Origin of the sequence: Curtobacterium luteum (assembly GCF_014646995.1) — a bacterium.
GTDB classification, from domain to species: Bacteria; Actinomycetota; Actinomycetes; order Actinomycetales; family Microbacteriaceae; genus Curtobacterium; species Curtobacterium luteum.
In genome coordinates this window covers 231,269-249,746 of sequence record NZ_BMOI01000002.1, presented here as the reverse complement: position 1 = coordinate 249,746, position 18,478 = coordinate 231,269, and the positions used below count along the sequence as shown (strand labels likewise).

16 protein-coding genes are annotated in these 18,478 nt (G+C 72.7%); 7 read left to right on the top strand and 9 right to left on the bottom strand.

The features are described 5' to 3' along the window. Positions 1-20: 20 nt before the first annotated feature. Positions 21-992: a glycoside hydrolase family 16 protein gene (locus IEY20_RS04545; protein WP_175328096.1), complete on the top strand. Its 972-nt coding sequence runs from the start codon at positions 21-23 to the stop codon at positions 990-992. A gap of 46 nt (positions 993-1,038) precedes the next feature. Here IEY20_RS04545 and IEY20_RS04540 read toward each other — a convergent pair whose 3' ends face one another. Continuing rightward, positions 1,039-2,031: an alpha/beta hydrolase gene (locus IEY20_RS04540; protein ID WP_175328097.1), complete on the bottom strand. Its 993-nt coding sequence runs from the start codon at positions 2,029-2,031 to the stop codon at positions 1,039-1,041. Positions 2,032-2,306: 275 nt separating this feature from the next. Between IEY20_RS04540 and IEY20_RS04535 the strand changes: the two genes are divergently transcribed. Next, the gene (locus IEY20_RS04535; RefSeq protein ID WP_175328098.1) at positions 2,307-4,358 is read left to right on the top strand and encodes a transglycosylase domain-containing protein; all 2,052 of its coding nucleotides are present in this window, start codon (positions 2,307-2,309) and stop codon (positions 4,356-4,358) included. Positions 4,359-4,416: 58 nt separating this feature from the next. On the opposite strand, the gene IEY20_RS04530 is transcribed toward IEY20_RS04535, so the two are convergent. The 4 genes from IEY20_RS04530 to IEY20_RS04515 all read right to left on the bottom strand — a co-directional run bounded on the left by IEY20_RS04530 (position 4,417) and on the right by IEY20_RS04515 (position 8,897). Further along, entirely contained in the window at positions 4,417-5,466 is a 1,050-nt protein-coding gene (locus tag IEY20_RS04530) for an ABC transporter substrate-binding protein (RefSeq protein WP_175328099.1), read from the bottom strand. A 160-nt stretch (positions 5,467-5,626) separates the two neighbouring features. Continuing rightward, positions 5,627-6,541 carry a carbohydrate ABC transporter permease gene (locus tag IEY20_RS04525; protein ID WP_188888933.1) on the bottom strand — a complete coding sequence of 305 codons (915 nt, stop codon included), beginning with the start codon at positions 6,539-6,541 and terminating at the stop codon, positions 5,627-5,629. 1 nt (position 6,542) lies between these two features. After that, complete coding sequence (locus IEY20_RS04520) at positions 6,543-7,508, bottom strand: carbohydrate ABC transporter permease (RefSeq protein ID WP_175328100.1); 966 nt, start codon at positions 7,506-7,508, stop codon at positions 6,543-6,545. A 24-nt stretch (positions 7,509-7,532) separates the two neighbouring features. Continuing rightward, entirely contained in the window at positions 7,533-8,897 is a 1,365-nt protein-coding gene (locus tag IEY20_RS04515) for an extracellular solute-binding protein (RefSeq protein ID WP_175328101.1), read from the bottom strand. 263 nt (positions 8,898-9,160) lie between these two features. Between IEY20_RS04515 and arfA the strand changes: the two genes are divergently transcribed. The 3 genes from arfA to IEY20_RS04500 all read left to right on the top strand — a co-directional run bounded on the left by arfA (position 9,161) and on the right by IEY20_RS04500 (position 12,681). Continuing rightward, positions 9,161-10,663, top strand: a complete 1,503-nt coding sequence (gene arfA / locus IEY20_RS04510; protein WP_175328102.1) for an arabinosylfuranosidase ArfA — start codon at positions 9,161-9,163, stop codon at positions 10,661-10,663. Between the two features lie 290 nt (positions 10,664-10,953). After that, complete coding sequence (locus IEY20_RS04505; protein WP_175328103.1) at positions 10,954-12,264, top strand: PP2C family protein-serine/threonine phosphatase; 1,311 nt, start codon at positions 10,954-10,956, stop codon at positions 12,262-12,264. Positions 12,265-12,384: 120 nt separating this feature from the next. Further along, complete coding sequence (locus tag IEY20_RS04500; protein ID WP_175328104.1) at positions 12,385-12,681, top strand: hypothetical protein; 297 nt, start codon at positions 12,385-12,387, stop codon at positions 12,679-12,681. 4 nt (positions 12,682-12,685) lie between these two features. Here the strand turns inward: IEY20_RS04500 and IEY20_RS04495 are convergent, their stop codons facing one another. Then, complete coding sequence (locus tag IEY20_RS04495) at positions 12,686-13,531, bottom strand: helix-turn-helix transcriptional regulator (protein ID WP_175328105.1); 846 nt, start codon at positions 13,529-13,531, stop codon at positions 12,686-12,688. A gap of 106 nt (positions 13,532-13,637) precedes the next feature. On the opposite strand from IEY20_RS04495, the gene IEY20_RS04490 reads away from it, so the two are divergent. Together IEY20_RS04490 and IEY20_RS04485 are read left to right on the top strand one after the other, a co-directional pair. Beyond that, positions 13,638-14,648 (top strand): SDR family NAD(P)-dependent oxidoreductase, encoded by a 1,011-nt coding sequence (locus tag IEY20_RS04490; protein ID WP_175328106.1) that lies wholly within the window; start codon positions 13,638-13,640, stop codon positions 14,646-14,648. Positions 14,649-14,845: 197 nt separating this feature from the next. After that, positions 14,846-15,490, top strand: a complete 645-nt coding sequence (locus IEY20_RS04485) for a maleylpyruvate isomerase family mycothiol-dependent enzyme (RefSeq protein WP_175328107.1) — start codon at positions 14,846-14,848, stop codon at positions 15,488-15,490. A gap of 17 nt (positions 15,491-15,507) precedes the next feature. On the opposite strand, the gene IEY20_RS04480 is transcribed toward IEY20_RS04485, so the two are convergent. The 3 genes from IEY20_RS04480 to IEY20_RS04470 are packed head-to-tail and all read right to left on the bottom strand — an operon-like array spanning position 15,508 to position 18,450. Next, entirely contained in the window at positions 15,508-16,035 is a 528-nt protein-coding gene (locus tag IEY20_RS04480; protein ID WP_022902514.1) for a GNAT family N-acetyltransferase, read from the bottom strand. Further along, entirely contained in the window at positions 16,032-16,328 is a 297-nt protein-coding gene (locus IEY20_RS04475) for a hypothetical protein (protein ID WP_022902513.1), read from the bottom strand. Before IEY20_RS04475 ends, IEY20_RS04480 begins: the two co-directional genes overlap by 4 nt. A gap of 49 nt (positions 16,329-16,377) precedes the next feature. Further along, a complete protein-coding gene (locus IEY20_RS04470) occupies positions 16,378-18,450 on the bottom strand; it encodes a hypothetical protein (RefSeq protein ID WP_175328108.1) in 2,073 nt (690 codons plus the stop codon). Positions 18,451-18,478: the final 28 nt, after the last annotated feature.

The window sequence follows — 18,478 nt, the reverse complement described above, 5'->3', positions numbered from 1 at the left end:
GGACGTACAGGAGAACACTCGTGACACGGCAACGGAACTCGCAACGGCGCGAGCGCAGCACCTCGACACGCGGAGGGCTCGTCCGGGGCGCCGTCGTGGTCGTCGTCGCCGCGGTCACCGTCTCGGTCATGCTCGCCTTCCTGACCCCGCCGGTCCAGGGCAGCGAACTCGCGTCGTCGCCCGGCGCGTCCACGTCGAGCCGGGGGACCTCCGGCAGCACGGAGCACGGCCGGGACGCGTCCGGCAGCACCCCGACCGGCGGCGCCGAGCCGAGCAGCGACCCGGCCGACGGCGCGACGTCGAGCGCCCGTGCTCCGTCCTCGGACCAGCCCACGGCGACGCCGACCCCGAGCGTGCCCGACCCGGTGCTGGGGCCGCAGGCGTCGTTCTTCGAGGACTTCGACACCCCGGCGGCGAGCGGCGGGCAGTTCGCGGCCACCTACGCCGGGGCCTGGCAGGCGTACGACGAGGGCACGAGCGACAAGTACTACTCGGGCGCCCTCACCAGTGCCCACGACGGCGTGATGGACGTCGCCATGAACGGCACGCAGGGCGCCGCCGGGGTCTTCGGGCCGCCCGCGACCGCGTGGGCGCAGACCGGCGGCACCTTCAGTATCCGGATGAAGGTCGAGGGTGGCCGGGGCAACGGGACAGCGGTCATGCTCTGGCCGACCTCGAACGACGCCGCGGAAGGGGAGCTCGACTACCCCGAGGGCGGCTTCTCCGGGAAGCCCGACGTCTTCCACCACTCGATGGTCCCCGGGCACGCCGACAAGGCCTACCGGATCCGCACCGACGCCTCCTGGGAGGACTGGCACACCTACACGACGGTCTGGGTGCCGGGGAAGTCGGTGAGCTACTTCCTCGACGGGGTCCTGCTCGACACCGTGACCGAGTCGGTCCCGACCACGCCGCACCGCTACACGTTCCAGATCGGCAACCGGGGCAAGCCAGGGCACGTGCTCATCGACTGGGTGTCGATCCAGCCCTGAGACGTCGGCGGCGCGGTCGGCCCTCGCGGCTGGCCAGTGCGGTCGCTCAGCGCGGCAGCGCGTGCGCCCATCGCCCGATCGCGTCGTACACCTGCTCGCGGACGGCGGGCTCCGAGAGCACGACGTCGTGCAGGGCGCCCCGGAGCCGCCGTACGGTGACCTCGTCGCCGAGCGAGAGCGCCCGGTGCGCCACGACGTCCACGTTCAGCGCGACGTCGGCGTGCGCCATGCCCTCGTCCCACCGCGGCTGCAACATGCTCTTGTCGCTGAGGAGCACCAGCGTCGGGACGGTCATCCCCAGCCCGGCCTCGACGCGGGCCTGGCCGTCGAAGACCGCGGACAGCCACCCGGGGTGCAGTGGGAACCCGCGTTCCGGACGCCAGCGCTGGTCGTAGGTCCACGAGCCCTCGCCCGCGGCCGACACGGTGCGGGTGGAGAAGCCCGGGTCGACGGCGGGCATCGGTGCGAGCGGGTTCCGGCGGGCGCCGAGCTTCAGCACCGGGGCGATGAGCGCCCGTCCGATCGCGGCGCCCTGGAACTCGAGCCACGGACTGTTCAGCAGGAGGCCGTCGACGAGCTCCGGGTGCCGCGCTGCCCAGAGGGACAGCGTGAGCCCGCCGGTCGAGTGCCCCATCGGCACGAGGCGCCGTCGCGGTCCGCCCCGGTGCTCGGTCGAGATCGCGTCGAGGGCGGCGGCGATGTCCTCGTCGTAGGTGGCGAGGTCACCGACGTCACCCGGGGTCTGGTGCGGCCGGAGGCTCCGCCCGTACTTGCGGAGGTCGAGCGCGTGGAACCGGGCCCCGAGCCGTTCGAGGCGCTCGGCGAGCTCGACCTGGAAGAAGTAGTCGGACCAGCCGTGCACGTACAGGACGTCGACGCCGTGCAGGGGTCCGCGCGGTTGGAGCAGGGTGTCCGTGGGGCTGTGTCGCCGACGCACGAGCGTGGCCACCACGGGACCCTCGCGGTCCTCGCCGAGGGGCAGTTCGAGTCGTTCGAACGGCGCCCCCAGGACGTCCTCGCGCCATCCGTTCCCCGCCATCCGTCGAGGCTACTCGTGGCGCCCCGCCCGCTCCGCGGAGCGTGGGCGCGGCGGGGCGGCGCCGCCCGTTGCCGGATCGTGACCGTTCGACGGCCTGGAGGCCCGTGGCGGCGCCGCCACGGGCCTCCAGGCCGTGCCGTGGTAACGATCCGTACCGATCCGGGACTCTCCCAGGTCACGTGCCGGGATTCCCCCGGGGAATCCCGGCGGTCGTCCGGACGGCGGGGACAGGTTGCGGTCCGGACGCACCGATCCGCGGTGCACGAGGGGAACACATGACGTTCGGACGAGCGATCGGGGCCGTGGGCGGCTTCGTCGGGGGCAGCGTGCTCGCCGGTCTGTTGGTCGGGGTCGGCGTGACGCCGGCCGTCGCGCTGGCCGGGTTCGGGGCGACCACCGCCATCGACACGTTCTCGTCGTTGCCGGAGTACATCGAGGTCGGCGAGTTGTCGAGCCGCAACGAGGTGTGGGCGTACCGGGGCGGGAAGCCCGTGCACCTGGCGGACGTCTTCGACCGGAACCGCGAGCAGCTGTCGTACGACCGGATCAGCGAGGCCCTGCGCCACGCCGCCGTCGACGGTGAGGACAAGCGCTTCTGGGACCACGGCGGGGTGGACGCCACATCGCTCGTGCGGAGCCTGGTCAGCGTGGCGGCCGCGCACGGCAAGGGCGGGTCCGGCGGATCGACCCTCACCATGCAGCTCGTGCGGAACATCAAGATCGAGCAGGCGTCGCAGCTGCCCGCCGCCGAGGCCGATGCAGCGATCGCCGAGGCCACCGCGCGGACACCGCAGCGGAAGCTCGAGGAGATCAAGCTCGCGATCGGGCTCGCGAAGCAGTACTCGAAGCGGGACATCCTGACCTCGTACCTCAACATCGCCTACTTCGGCGACCAGACCTACGGCGTCCAGGCCGCCGCGCAGCACTACTACGACAAGGACGCCACGGACCTCAGCCCGGCCGAGGCCGCGTCGCTCATCGCCATCGTGCAGTGGCCTGAGCGGCGCGACCTCTCGACCCCGGCGCACTTCGCGGCGAACCAGGCGCGGCGCGACGTGGTCCTCCGGGCCATGCACGAGCAGGGACACCTGTCGGATGCCGCACTGCGCGCCGCGCTGGCGTCGAAGCCCTCCGAGTACGTGCACCGCACCGCGCCGAAGCAGGGGTGCGGGACCGCTCCGCCCGGAGCCGAGTACGCCTGCGAGCACGCGGTCCGCGTGGCCCGTGCGCTGCCGCAGCTCGGCGCGACCCAGGCGGAGCGGGACGCCGCGTGGCGGACCGGCGGCTACCGCGTCCAGACCACGATCGACCTCGACCGGAACGCCGAGCAGAAGGCGCTCCTCGACCGGTACGACCCCGCGACCGACCCCGCCCTCGCACTCGGGGCGACGTTCGACTCCGTCGAGGCGAGCACCGGACGGGTCCTCACGATGGCGCAGAACACCGCGTACGACCGCTCCGCGGGGGCGCCGCGCGGGTCGACGTCGCTGAACTACGCGGTCGACGAGGCGCTCGGTGACGCCCGCGGCTTCCAACCCGGGTCGACGTACAAGCTGTTCACCCTGCTCGCGTGGCTCGAGGCCGGGCGGAGCCCCGACACCGTCGTCGACGGGACCCGGCACGAGCAGCGCACGTGGACCCAGTGCGGACGGACGATCGACGCCGCCTGGAACCCCCGGAACGACTCGCCCGCGCAGACGGGTCCGTACTCCGTGCGGGAGGCGACGGCGCAGTCGGTGAACGGGGCGTACGTGTCCATGGCGGCGCAGCTCGACCTGTGCGACATCCGCGACGTGGCCGCTCGGCTCGGCGTGCACCTGGCCACCGGCGGGAAGGTGCCCGCGAACCCGGCGTCGATCCTCGGCACCGAGAGCATCGCCCCGCTCACCATGGCGTCGGCGTACACCGCGGTGGCGAACGGCGGGGTCCGCTGCGACACGGTGGTGGTCGACCAGGTCACCGACCGGTCGGGCGAGGACCTCGGCGGTCAGCCGCGGACCTGTCGCCAGGTGCTCTCGCCGGCGGTCGCGGCGACGGCCTTCCAGGTGATGCAGGGTGCGTTCCGGGGCGGCACCGCGACCGGCGGCCAGACCGCGGACGGGATGACGCTGTTCGGGAAGACCGGCACGACCGACGTCGCCGACCAGGTGTGGCTCGTCGGCGGGACCAGCCGGGTCGTGACTGCCTACTGGCAGGGCAACACCGACGGCGGCACGACCAACCTCCGGTACGTCGGCAACGGGCAGGGCGGGACCTACGCGGGGGCGCGTGCTGCGGTGTGGAAGCAGGCGCAGGAGGCGGTGAACGCGGCGTACCCGGCGGGGTAGGCCGCGGCAGGGTGCGGCTACGGGCTCACCCGGGTCTCCGCTGCACTGCCGCGGGGCGCTACCGCTCCAGGCGCTCGCTCGCCGCGATCCAGCCGGTCAGCTGCTCCATCGCGGCCGCCTGCGAGGCGTAGTCGAACACCGGCCGCACCCACGGGTGGACCTGACCGGCCACGAGCGCGGGCTGGTCCGCGAAGGTCGCCTGCCGCTCGAGGTCGTCGACCTGGTAGCCCTCGTCGGACAGCAGCAGGACGTCACCGCCCACCTTGCCGGCGTTCGGCCACGAGTAGACGCCCCAGTAGTGGCCCTTCGGCCCGGGGACGGTGAGGTCCGCGCCGTGCGACGCCCAGAGCTGGAGCGCCGGGTCGTCGTCGGGGCGGGCGACGTACACGCCGTCGTGGTCCGCGTACATCGCCGTGAGCCGGACGTCGTGGTCGCGGGTCTCGGACTCCAGGGCCTTCGCCGCACGGTCGAAGTCCGTCTCCGCGGCGTCCACCACCGACTGCTCGGCACCGAGGGACGTCGCCAGCCCGGCCACGTCGCGGAGGACGTCGACGCCGTCGCCACCCCACCGGACCTCGGCGATCGGTGCCAGGTCTGCCAGCGCGTCGTGCTGCTCGGCGTCTGCGATCCCCGTCCCGGGCGCATCCTCCGGGAGGGTGCCGGCGGCGTCCACCGGGGCGACCGTGGTGATGATCAGGTCCGGGTGCAGCGCGGCGACCCGGTCGACGTCGATGCCGTCGGACCCGTCCCCGGCCGTGGCGCCGGCCGGGGTCGAGCCGACGTCGGTGATGCCCGTCGTGTCGAGGCCGGACCACCGGTCGTCCTGCTCGATCGGGAGACGACCGAAGGTGCCGACGGGGTGCAGGCCGTACCGGACGAGGGAGATCGCGACGTCGTCCAGTGCGACGATCCGCTCCGGGGCACGGTCGAGCCGGACGGTGCTGCCGGTGGCGTCACGGTACGACCAGCCCGAGGCGCCGCCACCACCGCCATCGCCGTCGGGTTGCGTGGGGGAGTCGGACCCGCCCGTGCAGCCCGCCAGGACGAGCGCGCATGCCACGGCGACCGTGGCGAGCACGGTGCGCAGGGGCCGGCGGGGGAGCGTCACGACGAGCAAGGCTAGCCGGGGGTGCCGTGCGGTCGCTGGCGGGCGGTGACGCGGGTGCGCGTTCTTTCCCACAGCGCGCGCGATGGGATGCGGGACCGGACGACGGACTGGAGGCGCGGTGCCAGCTGGCGCCGCGCCTCCCGTCCGACCTCTGGTGGCGTCAGCCCTTGAGACCGGACCCCGTCACGCCCTCCACGATCTGCCGCTGGAAGATCAGGTAGAGGATGATCAGCGGCAGCGCCGCGAGGATCGCGCCGGCCTGGATGTCGGCGTAGCGCTGACCGAAGCTGCCCTGGACCGTGGCGAGCCCGACCGGGATCGTCATGAGGCCCGGATTCGACAGCACGAACAGCGGCAGCAGCAGGTTGTTCCAGACGCCGACGAACGTCAGGATCGCCACCGCGGCGATGACCGGACGCGACAGCGGCAGGATGACCGACCAGTAGATCTTCCACATGCCCGCGCCGTCGATGCGCGCGGCCTCCTCGAGCTCCCGGGGGATGCCGTCGAAGAACTGCTTGAAGATGAACACCGCGATCACGGCGGGCACCTGCGGGAAGATCACCGACCAGTAGGTGTTGAGCAGGCCGACGGAGTTGAGCTCCTGGAAGATCGGGATGATCAGGACCTGCGTCGGGATCATGATGCCCAGGATGATGAGCAGGAACGCGACGTTGCGGCCGCGGAACACCAGCCGGGACAGCGCGAACGCCGCCATCGAGGCGAACAGCACCGTGAGGGCCGTCGTCACGAGGCTCGTGATGCCCGAGGCGAGGTACCAGTTCCAGATGTCGCCGGCCTGGAACAGCGCCGCGTAGGAGTGCAGCGTCGGGTTCCAGTTCGACAGGATCGCGTTCGCCCCGAGTGCGGCGACGCCGTTGTCGGACAGCGACGTCTTCAGGGCGAACAGGCTCGGGATGAGCCAGATGATCGCGAACACGCCGAGGATGATCCCGGCCACGATGTTGAAGCCCTTGCCGGAGACGCCGATCTTCGCGGCGTTGGCGGGGGCTGCGGCCGACACTCCGGAGCGGAGCTTCGGACGGGCGGTGGTGAGGCTCTCGGTGGTGGTCACGTCAGGCACCGATCTCTCGCTTGGCGGCGGCGCGCTCGGCGACCTGCCGGATGACCGCGATCGCGACGATCACGATGAACAGGAGCACGGAGGCCGCCGATGCGGCACCGAGCCGGTTGTCGGTGAAGCCGACGCCCGTGATGAGCTGCAGGGAGACCTGGGTGGAGATGCCCGGGCCGCCGTTCGTCATCAGGTACACCTGGTCGAAGATCTTCAGGCTCGCGATGATCTGCAGCAGGATGACCAGCGTCGTGGTGCGCCCGAGCAGCGGCAGCGTGATCGACTTGATCTGCTGCCAGCTCGAGGCGCCGTCGACCGCCGCGGCCTCGTACAGCTCGCGGGGGATCTCCTGCAGACCCGCCAGGTAGAGCACGAAGTTGAACCCGAGGGTCCACCAGACCGTGGCGATCGCGACGCCGATCATCGCGGTGTTCGGGCTCGCCAGCACACCGGCACCCGGCGTGATGCCGAGGGCCTGCTGGACGGACGCGAACAGACCGGTCGCGGGCGTGAAGATGAACACCCAGATCAGCGAGATCGTCGCGGACGGCAGGATGAACGGCAGGAAGAACGCCAGCCGGAAGAACCACTGGCCGCGGTTCATCCGGTTCGTCAGCACCGCGAACACGAACGCCAGGATGACCAGCGGCGGGGTCGTGTAGAGCGTGAACTGCAGGGTGTGCCAGAGCGACGACCAGAAGTCGGCGCGTCCGAGCATCTCCGCGTAGTTCGCGAACCCGGCGAAGCTGCCGAGCCCGGTGCGGACGGTCGAGGTGTTGAAGAAGCTCGAGACGATCATCCAGATCGTCGGGCCGAGCAGGAAGGCCAGGTAGAACAGGCCGAACGGGGCGAGGAACAGCCATCCGCTGCGGCCTTGGCCACGGGTGGTGCTGTTCACGCGCGTGCGGAGTCGCCGCGGGACGGTTGCGGCCTCCGTCGGGCGGGTCAGGACTGGTGCTGCGGTCACGTCGTCGTGCCTTTCGCGCGGGGCTTACAGCGGGCTGGGGGTGTTGAGGTACGTGCTGAGCTGGCTCTTGATCGCCGAGAGAGCCGCCGCGGGGCTCGAGGCGCCCTGCTGCACGAGGGCGAGCTGCGCCCCGACCGTGTTCTCGAACGTCGATCCGGAGCCGCCGTACCAGGCCGGGTCGTCGAAGACGGCGCTCTCGGCAGCGGACGCGTAGTCGGACTGCGGCTCGAGCTTCTTGTAGGCCGTGCTGTCGAACGTGGGCATGTAGGCCGGCACGTGCCCGCCCTCGGCCCAGGTCATGCTCTGCTCGAGCATCTGCTTGATGAACAGCATGTGCGCCTTGCGCTGCTCCGGCGTGCGGTCCTTCCGCGGCAGGATGAACGTGTGCGAGTCGGCCTGGGTGGCCGGCTTGTCGAAGAGCTGCGGGATCGGCGCCATGCCGAACTTCAGGCCCTTGATCGACTGCGCGGTGCTGATCTCCCACTCGCCCTGCATGAAGAACCCGGCCTTGCCCGTGAACATCAGCGTCTCGGCGGTGGCGTAGTCGAGGCCCTTGTTGAGCCAGCCGTTCTTCACCCACTTCTCGGTCATCGAGGTGACCTTCGTGTAGTTGTCCTCGTTGACGGTCAGCTCGGAGCCGCCGTCGCTGATGAAGGGCGTCGAACCGTTGATCTGGTTGTACATGGTCCAGAAGAAGCGCCACGGGGTGGCGATCTCGCTGACGTTCGCCACGTTGAGCGCGACGCCGCCGGTGACCTTCGACACCGCCGCGAGGGCCTTCTCGAACGCGTCGAGCCCGGACAGGTCCTTGAGCTTGCCGTCGCTGTCGATCAGCCCGGCCTTCTGGCACACGTCAACGTTGTAAAACAGGACGAACGGGTGCGTGTCGAGCGGGATGCAGATGTTCTTCCCGTCGGTCTTCTGTGCCGTCCACGCCTTCTGGTTGAAGTCGCTGGCACTCAGGCCGACGCTCGCCAGGTCGTCCGAGGTGATCGGGTCGAGGAGGTCGCCGTCCCACAGCGGCTTCGCGCGGGTCAGGTGGGCGATCGCGACGTCCGGCGGCTTGTTGCCGACGGTGGCGAGTGTCACCTTCGAGTAGTACGGGTTGCCCCACGCGAACGTCGTCGCCTGGATCGAGGACGGGCCGCCGTGCTGCTTGGCGTAGCCCGCCTCCATCTGCTGCATGCGGGCGCCGTCACCGCCGCCGAACAGGTTCCAGAAGACGAGGGTCTCCGGGTTGAGCGGGGCACCGGCGATGCCCGCGGCGAGCGGGCTCGAGCAGGCGGCGAGCGGCAGCACGGTGGCGGCCGCGGCGCCTGCGGCGAGCAGGCTCCGCCGGGTGAAGGACCCTCCGCGCGGGTGCACGGGCGGGGTTGGTCGGATCGGCATGGCATCACTCCATCGGGACGGGCCGAACGGAACAGGGTCGGTGTTCCGTACTGGTGCGGCGTCGCAGCCCCGGGGTGAGGCTCCTTCGCAACTCCGGTCGGGGCGATGTGCCGTAGGGGCATCATCGCTCCGTGAGCGCTCACATTATCGCTGGACACGCCGGAGCACCACCCCTTTCGCCGGTGCCGTGAACCGGCTAGCGTTGTGGACGGGTGAGCGCTCACTTTCGTTGCACCCCGACGCACGCAGATCGAAGGAGATCCATGCCCCGCACACACCTCGTCCTCGACGCCGCGTTCACCGTGGGGCCGGTGCGCCGTCGCCTCTTCGGCGGCTTCGTCGAGCACCTCGGACGACACGTCTACGACGGCATCCACGAGCCCGCGCACGAGACCGCCGACGAGCACGGCTTCCGGAAGGACGTCATCGAGCTCGTCAAGGAGCTGGGCGTGTCCGCGATCCGCTACCCGGGCGGCAACTTCGTCTCCGGCTACAAGTGGGAGGACGGCGTCGGCCCCGTCGACCAGCGCCCCCGCCGACTCGACCTCGCGTGGCACTCCACCGAGACGAACGAGGTCGGCCTCCACGAGTTCCAGCACTGGCTCGACCAGGTCGACTCCGAGCTCATGCTCGCCGTGAACCTCGGCACGCGGGGCACGCAGGAGGCCATCGAGCTCCTCGAGTACGCGAACATCGACGCCGGGACCGCGCTCAGCGAGTACCGCCGCTCGAACGGCCGCCAGGAGCCCTTCGCCATCACGATGTGGTGCCTCGGCAACGAGATGGACGGCCCGTGGCAGCTCGGCCACAAGAACGCCGAGGACTACGGCAAGCTCGCGGCGATGACCGCCAAGGCCATGCGGCAGATCCAGCCCGACCTGGAGCTCGTGGCCTGCGGCTCGTCCGGTGCGTCGATGCCGACGTTCGGCGAGTGGGAGCGGACCGTCCTCGAGCACGCGTACGACGACGTCGACTACATCTCGGCGCACGCGTACTACGAAGAGGACGGCGACATGGCGTCGTTCCTCGCGTCCGGCGTGAACATGGACCACTTCATCAAGACGGTCACCACCGCGGCCGACCACGTCCAGGCGCAGAAGAAGTCCGACAAGCGCATCGACATCTCGTTCGACGAGTGGAACGTCTGGTCGATCAGCAAGTGGAACGAGCAGCAGAAGACGTTCGAGCTGCAGGACTGGCCCGTCGCGCCGCGCCTGCTCGAGGACGTCTACACCGTCGCCGACGCCGTGGTCGTGGGCGGTCTGCTCATCTCGCTGCTCCGCCACGCGGACCGCGTCGCCTCGGCGTCGCTCGCGCAGCTCGTCAACGTGATCGGCCCGATCATGACCGAGCCGGGCGGACCCGCCTGGCGCCAGACGACGTTCTTCCCGTTCTCGCTGACCTCGAAGCTCGCGAACGGCACGTCGCTGCAGGTCAAGGCCTCGGGCGACACCGTCGACGGCGGCAAGTACGGCGAGGTCCCCGTCGTGGACTCCGCCGCGACGATCGGGGACGGCACGGCCGCGGTCTTCCTCGTGAACCGGCACCAGACCGAGTCGACCACCGTCACGATCGACCTCGCCGGCATCGGCGCGGACGGCGAGGTCCGGGCCGAGGGCATCTGGGAGGACGACGTCCACCTCGTCAACGACCTCTCGGACACCGAGCGCGTCGGACTCCGCACCAACGAGACCGTCCGCCGCGAGGGCGACACGGTCACGATCGAGCTGCCGCCCGTCTCCTGGACGGCCGTCTCGATCGGCTGAGGACGCCTCGGCGCACGTCACGGCGGGCGTCGAGTGAGCACAGCGGGTGCCGGATCGCGAGAGCGACCCGGCACCCGCTGCGCTGTGCGGAGGGCGCAGGTCCGCGCTCGGTGCAGCCGGCCTGGAGGCACGGTGCGGCTCCGTCGGACCGGCGGCGGCCCGGTGCGGCGGGCGTCCACCGCGGTCACGGGACCTCCGCAGGCGACGCGCGCGCCCGACACGTGTGGGTTGGGTACGGTGGTCCGAGGGATCGCCGCTCGTCACCGGGGCGGCCGTGGACAGGAGCGGGATTGACGCAGGCACCACCCCGTCGGACCGTCCGGGCCACGGACACCGGCCCGATCGTGCTGTCCGGCCTCCGTGCTGGATGGGAGCCGCTCGCGAACCAGGCCCTGGTCGCCGCCCTGATCGTCGGCGCCGCCGCTGCCAGCAGCCTCCTCCCCGTCTGGCTGACGATCACCGACGCGGTGGCGATGTGGACCGGTGCCGGCCTCGCGGTCGTGCTGCTCGCGTTCGCCGCCCTGATGGTGAGGACGAGCCGGCTGGTCCGCGCCGAGATCGTCATCCCGCTGCTCGACTTCGTGGCGGTCGGGCTCCTGCGATTCGGCACCGGCGAGTCGCGGTCGGTGTTCCTGGCGATCATCATCCTCCCGGTGATCTGGATCGCTGCCGGTCACGGGCGCTGGCGCGTGCTCGTCCCACTGGCGGGCACGGTCCTCACGCTCCTCCTGCCCCTGCTCCTCGCCCCGGGGCGGGTGTTCCCCGCGAGCGAGGCCGTGCGACTCGTGATCGTGGTCGTCACCTTCGGCGCGGCCGCGGCCGTCGTCAACGAGCTCTCACGCCGGTCCCTGCAGCAGCTCACCGTCGCGCAGCGCTCGCGCCGGGTCGCCGAGGCCGAGGTCACCCAGGCCGCGATCGTCCAGCGGTCGCTCCAGCCGGTCGACGGCCGCGGCCTCCCGTCCGCGGTCCGCGTCGCGGGCACGTGCGTCCCCGCCCGCACGGTCGGTGGCGACTTCTACGACTGGTACCCGACGCCGGACGGCGGCGTCGGCTTCACGCTCGGCGACGTGATGGGCAAGGGCGTCGGCGCCGGCATGATCGCCGCTGCCGTCCGCGCCGTCATCCGCAGCAGTCTGGAGGAGCCGGATCCCGCGCTGGCGTTCCGGTTGACCTCCGCGGGCCTCAGCACCGGTTCGGTCGACATGGTGAGCGCGCAGTTCACCACGTGCTTCCACGGCCGGATCGGCGTGGACGGGACGCTGCGCTGGGTCGACGCCGGTCACGGACTGACCCTCGTGCGCCGTGTCGCCGGCGGGAGCGAGTTCCTCCGCTCCGGGTACCTGCCCCTCGGCGTCGGGACGGGCTGGACGAGCGTCGAGTCCGACCTGCAACCCGGTGACAGCGTGGTCAGCGTCAGTGACGGCGTCCTCGACCTGTTCGGCGGCGACCTCGCCTCCCTCGACCGGTGGCAGGCGTTCGTCGACGAACGGGACGACATCGACCGGATCGTCGCGGACGTCACGGCGCTCGCCGAGGCCGGCGACCGCGCGGACGACGTGACGGTCGTCGCGGTGACCTGGGGCGAGCCCCGCCCGGCGTGACGGCCCGGAGCGACCACCTGCGGTGACCACCTGCTCGGGCCGCGGGGTCCCGGCGATCGCGTGCCGTGCCTCCCGGCCCGCGCTGGCGACCCCTAGGATCGTGCCGACGGAGGGGGAGCCATGACGAGTCCGGCCGACTGGGAGACCGAGGGGGCGACCGCACGAACGGCCGTGCCGAGCGACGCGCTGCGGCAGCCGATCGCGGTCCGGGTCGCGACGTGGACCGGGGTGGTCCTGCTCGTCGTCGCGCTCGTCGTGTACGCGCTCGCGGCCCAGGTCACGGCGGGCGCGGACGAGACCGAGGCGCAGGCACTGGCTCGCTTCGTGGTCCTGGTCGTCGTGGCGACCGGCGTCGGTGTGCTCGGCGGGGTCGCGCTGCTGCTCCGCCTCGTCGCCGGGGCGTTCCTCCGACGCTGACGTCTCAGGCGGGCGGCGCTGCGGTCGTCCCGATCACCGCCAGGAGTCGGAGCCGGTCGGCGCTCTCGCTGCCGGGCTCGGCCGTGTAGACGAGCAGGTGCTGCGCCCGGTCGGTGTCCTGCAACACCTGGCACTGCAGGGTGAGCGGCCCGACCTCGGGGTGGACGTAGTGCTTCTCCTCGGCGGGACGGACTCCGACCTCGTGCCGTGCCCACAGCTCGCGGAACTCCTCGCTGCGGGCGAGCAGGTCCTCGGCGAGGACGGCAGCTCGGGACCCGGGGCCGCGCAACGCGAGGACGTGGCGGAGGCCCGACGTGTACATCCGCGAGAGGAACGCGTGCTCCTCCACGGGGTGCAGCGCCCGGGCGGCCGGGTCCGTGAACCAGCGGTACCCGATGCTCCGCGCGTGCCCCGTGCGCACCGACGCGTCGCCGACCAGTGCAGCGGCGAGCGGGGTCTGCCGGAGCGTCTCACCGAGTTCCGTGACGATCTCGGCCGGGGTGTCCACGAGCCGGTCGAGGATCCGCATGATGCCCGGCCCGACGTGGTCGGAGCCGGCGCCCCGCGTCGGCGGCTCGTGTCCGGCGAGGCGGAAGAGGTGGTCGCGTTCGTCGAGCGACAGCCGGAGGCCCTGCGCGATCGACGCCAGCATCTGGTCGGACGGCTGCGGGCCGCGCTCGCGCTCCAGCCGTGCGTAGTAGTCGGCCGACATGTTGCTGAGGAGCGCCGCCTCCTCGCGGCGGAGTCCGGTGGTCCGTCGACGGACACCCCGGGGGAGCCCGACGTCCTCCGGCTGGAGTGCGGCACGGCGGCCGCGGAGGAAGTCCGCCAGTCCGGCTCGGTCGATCATGCGCCGATCCTCTCGCACCGCGCACCTCCCAGCCACGGATCGTCAGGCCGTGGATGCGCGACGGGCACCCGACCAGGCTGGGGCCACCGACCACGGAGGACACACCATGCCACGCACCATCGATCCACCGACCATCCCGGACCTGACCGGGCGCCGAGCCCTCGTCACCGGCGCGAGCGACGGCATCGGCGTCCGGATCGCCGCGCACCTCGCCGCGGCCGGCGCCGAGGTCGTCATGCCGGCCCGGAACGCGGGGAAGGTCGCGGCGGTGCAGGACCGCATCCGGGCCGAGCACCCGGGAGCACAGCTCGAGGCCGAGTCACTCGACCTGTCCTCGCTCGAGTCCGTCACCGCGCTGGGCGAGCGGCTGACGCGGGACGGCCGTCCGATCGACGTCCTCGTGGCGAACGCCGGCGTGATGACCCCGCCCGAACGGCAGACCACGGCCGACGGCTTCGAGCTGCAGTTCGGGACGAACCACCTCGGCCACGTGGCACTCGTCGCGTCGCTGTTGCCCCTGCTGCGCGCCGGCGGTGACCGGGATGCGGGCGGCAACGGCGCGGGCGGCAACGGCGCGGGCGGCCGCGGCGCGGGCGGCCGCGACGTGGGCGCTCGCGTCGTGGTGCAGACGAGCATCGCCGCGCGCCGAGCTCGGATGCTCTGGGACGACCTGCAGTCCGAGCGCTCCTACGACGGGATGCGGGCGTACGGGCAGTCGAAGATCGCACCGGCGCTCTTCGCGGCCGAACTCGGACGTCGGAGCGCGGCCGCGGGGTGGGGGATCACCACGGCCGTCAGCCATCCGGGCGTCGCCCCGACGAGCCTGCTCGCCGCGCGCCCGGAGATGGGGCGGAGCACCGACACCGCATCGGTCCGGCTCATCCGCTGGCTCTCCGCCCGCGGCTGGGTCGTCGGCACACCCGAGACCGCGGCGTACCCGGCCCTCCTCGCCGCGACCGACCCGGCGGCGGCTGGTCGCTTCGCCGCGCCGACCTGGCGACTCGGCGTCGGCGGCCCCGCGGGGTGGGTCGATCCGTGGCCGACGATGTCCGACCGCGACGAGGCGGCACGGGTCTGGGACGAGTCGCTCCGGCTGACCGGGGCGCGGTTCGCCTGAGCGCGGCGCGGCGCGGCGCGGCGCACTGCGGCGCGGCGCGGCGCAGCGCCGGAGCCGTCGCCGGAGCCCGCGCCCGGCTCCGAGTCCGTGTCCGGTTCCGTGTCCACGCCTGGCTCCGCGTCCGCGTCCGTGTCCGGGCGGAGCACCGTTCCCTCGCCGCCTCGTGCACGGGTTCAATGGGCTCCGGAAGGACGACCATGACATGGACGACGACGCGCGAGGCGTTCGAGCACGCCGCGGAGTGGTTCGCGGCCACCACCGCCGCGCTCGACGCCGTGGGACCGGACGCCTGGCACCGGCCGGCGCTCGGCGAGTGGACCCGGAGCGACCTCGTCGGGCACACGGCTCGAGCACTCCTGACCGTCGAGCAGTACCTCGAGGACGGGACGACGACGTCGACCGCCACCACGCTCGACTACTACCGCACGGTCCGGTCGTCACGGGCGGACCCCGCGGCCGTCGCCGAACGGGGGCGGCAGGCGGGACGAGGCCTCGGCGCTGACCGGATCACCGCTGTCCGTGCGATCGTCGAACGGGTCGCCGGTCGCGTCGGCTCCGCTCCGCCCGACGCCCGGGTGGCGACGCCGATGGGGGAGTGGGGGCTCGCCGCGTACCTGCCGACGCGGGTGTTCGAGCTGACCGTGCACACGATCGACCTGCGGGTCGCGGCCGGCCTCGATGCGGACCCACCCGGTGCGGCTGCTCACGAGGCGCTCCGGGTGCTCGGACTGCTCGTCGCCGACGCCGACGCCGACACCGACGCCGACCCCGAGGACGCCACGGCGCTGCTCCGGGCGTTGACCGGCCGTGCGGCACTCCCGGTGGGCTGGTCCGTTCTCTGACCGTCTGCTCTGACCCGTCAGACGCCGGCCACGTCGAGCAGCTCGACCTCGGGCGTCGGGTCCGTCGCCAGCCGGGCGTGCGTCTCGACGTCGAACCGCTCGGACCCGTAGCGCAGCTTCGCCCGCTCGACCCCCTCGGCCCGGAACCCCGCTGTCGTCGCCACCCGGCAGGAGGCGGGGTTGTTCACCCGGTGCCCGAGCTCGAGCCGGAACAGTCCGTCGGCGAAGGCCCGCTCGGCGACGGTGGCGACCGCTCGCGTCGCGAGACCGCGCCCGCGTGCGTCACGAGCGAGCCAGTACGACACCCACGCCGAGTCGTGGCGGCGGTCGACGGCGGTGAGCCCGACGTTGCCCACGGCGGTGCCGTCCAGGACGACCGCCCAGTGTCGTCGTCCGGGCTCGGACGTCAGCGCCGATGTGATGAACCGTCGTGCGGCGGCGGTGTGGGGCAGCGGCTCGAACTGCGTCGCCAGGTCGTCGGAGCCGGCGCGTGCGGCGACCAGGGCGTCCGCGTCCCCGGGGAGCCACGGGCGGAGGACGATCACGGCCGCGCGGCCCGTCCTCCGGAGCGTCGCCCGCGGACGACCACGGCCAGCAGTGCCGCGACGAGCAACGGGACGACGAGCGCGGCGGCCGCCCACGCGATCGCCCGTGCGGCGAGGGCGGTCCGGAAGCCGCCCCGCCCGACGACGTACGAGTAGTCGCCGCTGTGCAGGGCGGGGAAGGCCGGAGCGACGGGCCACGCCAGCGCCTCCGCGAGCACCGCGACCACGACCGCGACGCCGGCGAGCAGCAGCAGCACGAGGGCGGGTGCGTGGTGACGGAGCCGTGCGCGCATGCCCCAACGGTAGCGGGACACGCGCGCACGGCACGAGGAGCGGGACGGTTCAGCGCGGAGCGGCCACGGTGGAGCCACCCGGAGCGAGCGGCACCCGCTGGACCCCGGACCCGACGTGCACGGTCCGCACGAGCCGCCCGGTGCGGTCGTACACCGACACCGTGGTGCGCTGCGCGAACGTCGCCGTCGTCGAGCGCACCGACGTCGTCCCGTTCACGAAGAGGTCCGACGGCGACGCACCGGCCGCGCTGTCGGCACCCGACCCCAGCCCCAGGTGTGACACCACCGGGCGGAGGAGCACCGCGTCGAGGTCGGCCGTCCCGCCGCGGACGGTCGCCGTGATCGTCGTCGTGCCCGCGGGAGCGGTGCGCGCGAGCGTGAGCGGGTGCAGGAACGACGGGGTCGGCGCGGTGCCCTGCGCCCCTGCGCCGCCGTTCGGGGTGGAGCCGAGCGACCGGGTCCGGCCGTCCGCTCCCCGCACGGTCCAGTCCGTGCGGCCCGCCGGACCGGAGGCCTCGGACACCACCGGGTACAGCAGCGTGTCCTGACGCAGCGCCGGGATCGTGATCGTCACGGACGACCCCGCCGGAGCGTGCACGTACGCCGAGCCCGACCAGTTCGCCGAGCCGGTCCACGCGGCGTCGGGCCGCACGACCGCAGCGTCTCCGGTCAGCGCCCCACCCTCGGCCTCGACGGTCGTGATGCCGTCGACGTCGGTCCGGGACGTCGTGGTCTCGGCCGAGGTGCGGACCGCCGGGTGGGCGTCGAGCGCGAGCATCGACAGCGCGGTGTGGATCGACGACTCCGCGCCGCAGCCCCGGTTCACCGTGCCGTCCGCCGCGATCCCGTCGACGCACGCGCCGGTCGTCCGGTCGTACACGGGGACGCCCGCCGGGTTCGCGCCGAAGTACCAGCCCGCGGCGATCGCGGCGAGGCGGTCCTGCCCCGCTCCGCCGACCGCGAGGAACGACTGCACGAGCGAGTCCGCGCCGTACGCGATCTGCGTGCGGTCGAACGGCGTCGGCGTCCACCCGTTGTCGGGGCCGCCCGAGGCGAGCACCTCGGCGGCGAACTGCGCGGTCTCGCGGCGGGCGTCCCGCTGCCAGTCCCCGCGGTGGAGCACGGAACCGGCCGAGGCCAGCGCCGCCGGTGCCATCCCGCCCCAGGCGTTCCAGGTCGACTGCGACGTCGCGGACGGCAGGACGGCCCCGAACGGCCACGTGGTCGTGTCACCGCGCTGCATCGCCGCGATGCCGGTCGTCTCCCGCTCGAGCACGGTCCGTGCCTGCCGGTCGCCGGGCACGGCGCGCACGTAGGCGCTCAGCCCGAGCACGGCCTCCGCGGTGGCGCTCGTCGAGTCGGCGATGAGCCACGACGGCACGCGCGCCCCGTTCACGGTGTCGTAGCGGCCGTACGACGCGAGTGACTGCCGTTCGAGGGCGTCGAGCGACAGGCGCAGACGGCCCTGCAGGAACCGTGCGAAGCCGGGGTCGGCGTGGCGGAACGCCGGGTACGCCTCACCGAGGGCCCAGACGGTGCGGCCGACCCAGAACGAGTCGGCGGAGTCCGACGGGTCCGGGGAGTCCGGCGGTGTCGGGCTGGTGTTGAGGGTGCCGTCGGTCTGCTGCCAGAGGACGACGTTGCCGGCGTCCGGCCCGCTGTCCGTCTGCAGGTAGGTGAGCGAGCGCAGGAGCTCCCGCGCGTGCTCGCGACTCGACGCGGTCCCGTTCTGCTGCCAGTCGCGGACGTAGACGACGGCCGCGCGGCTGATGTCGTCCGCGTCGAACGCCCCCTGACCCCAGTGGCCGGTCGCGGGATCGAGCGTGCCACCGCCGACCCGGCGGTAGGTCCCGTCCGCGTTCCGGTCGGCGTAGACCCAGGGTGCGGTGGCCGTCGGGTCGCTCGTCTGCTGGTACGTGCTGTGCCCGGGGACCTCCGGCAGCGGGACGTCGTCGAGCAGGAAGTCGAGGTGGTCGAGGTTCGTGACCGGCCGGGAGGCACTGCTCGCGCCCGACGTGCCGGCTGCGGTGGTCGACGTGGTCGCCTGGGCCGGGGCGGCGACGAGGGTCGTCGCGGCGGTGGTGGCCGCGACGAGCGCGGCCAGGAGGGTGCGATGCACCATTGCATCTCCTCGTTCTCGGGATGAGTGG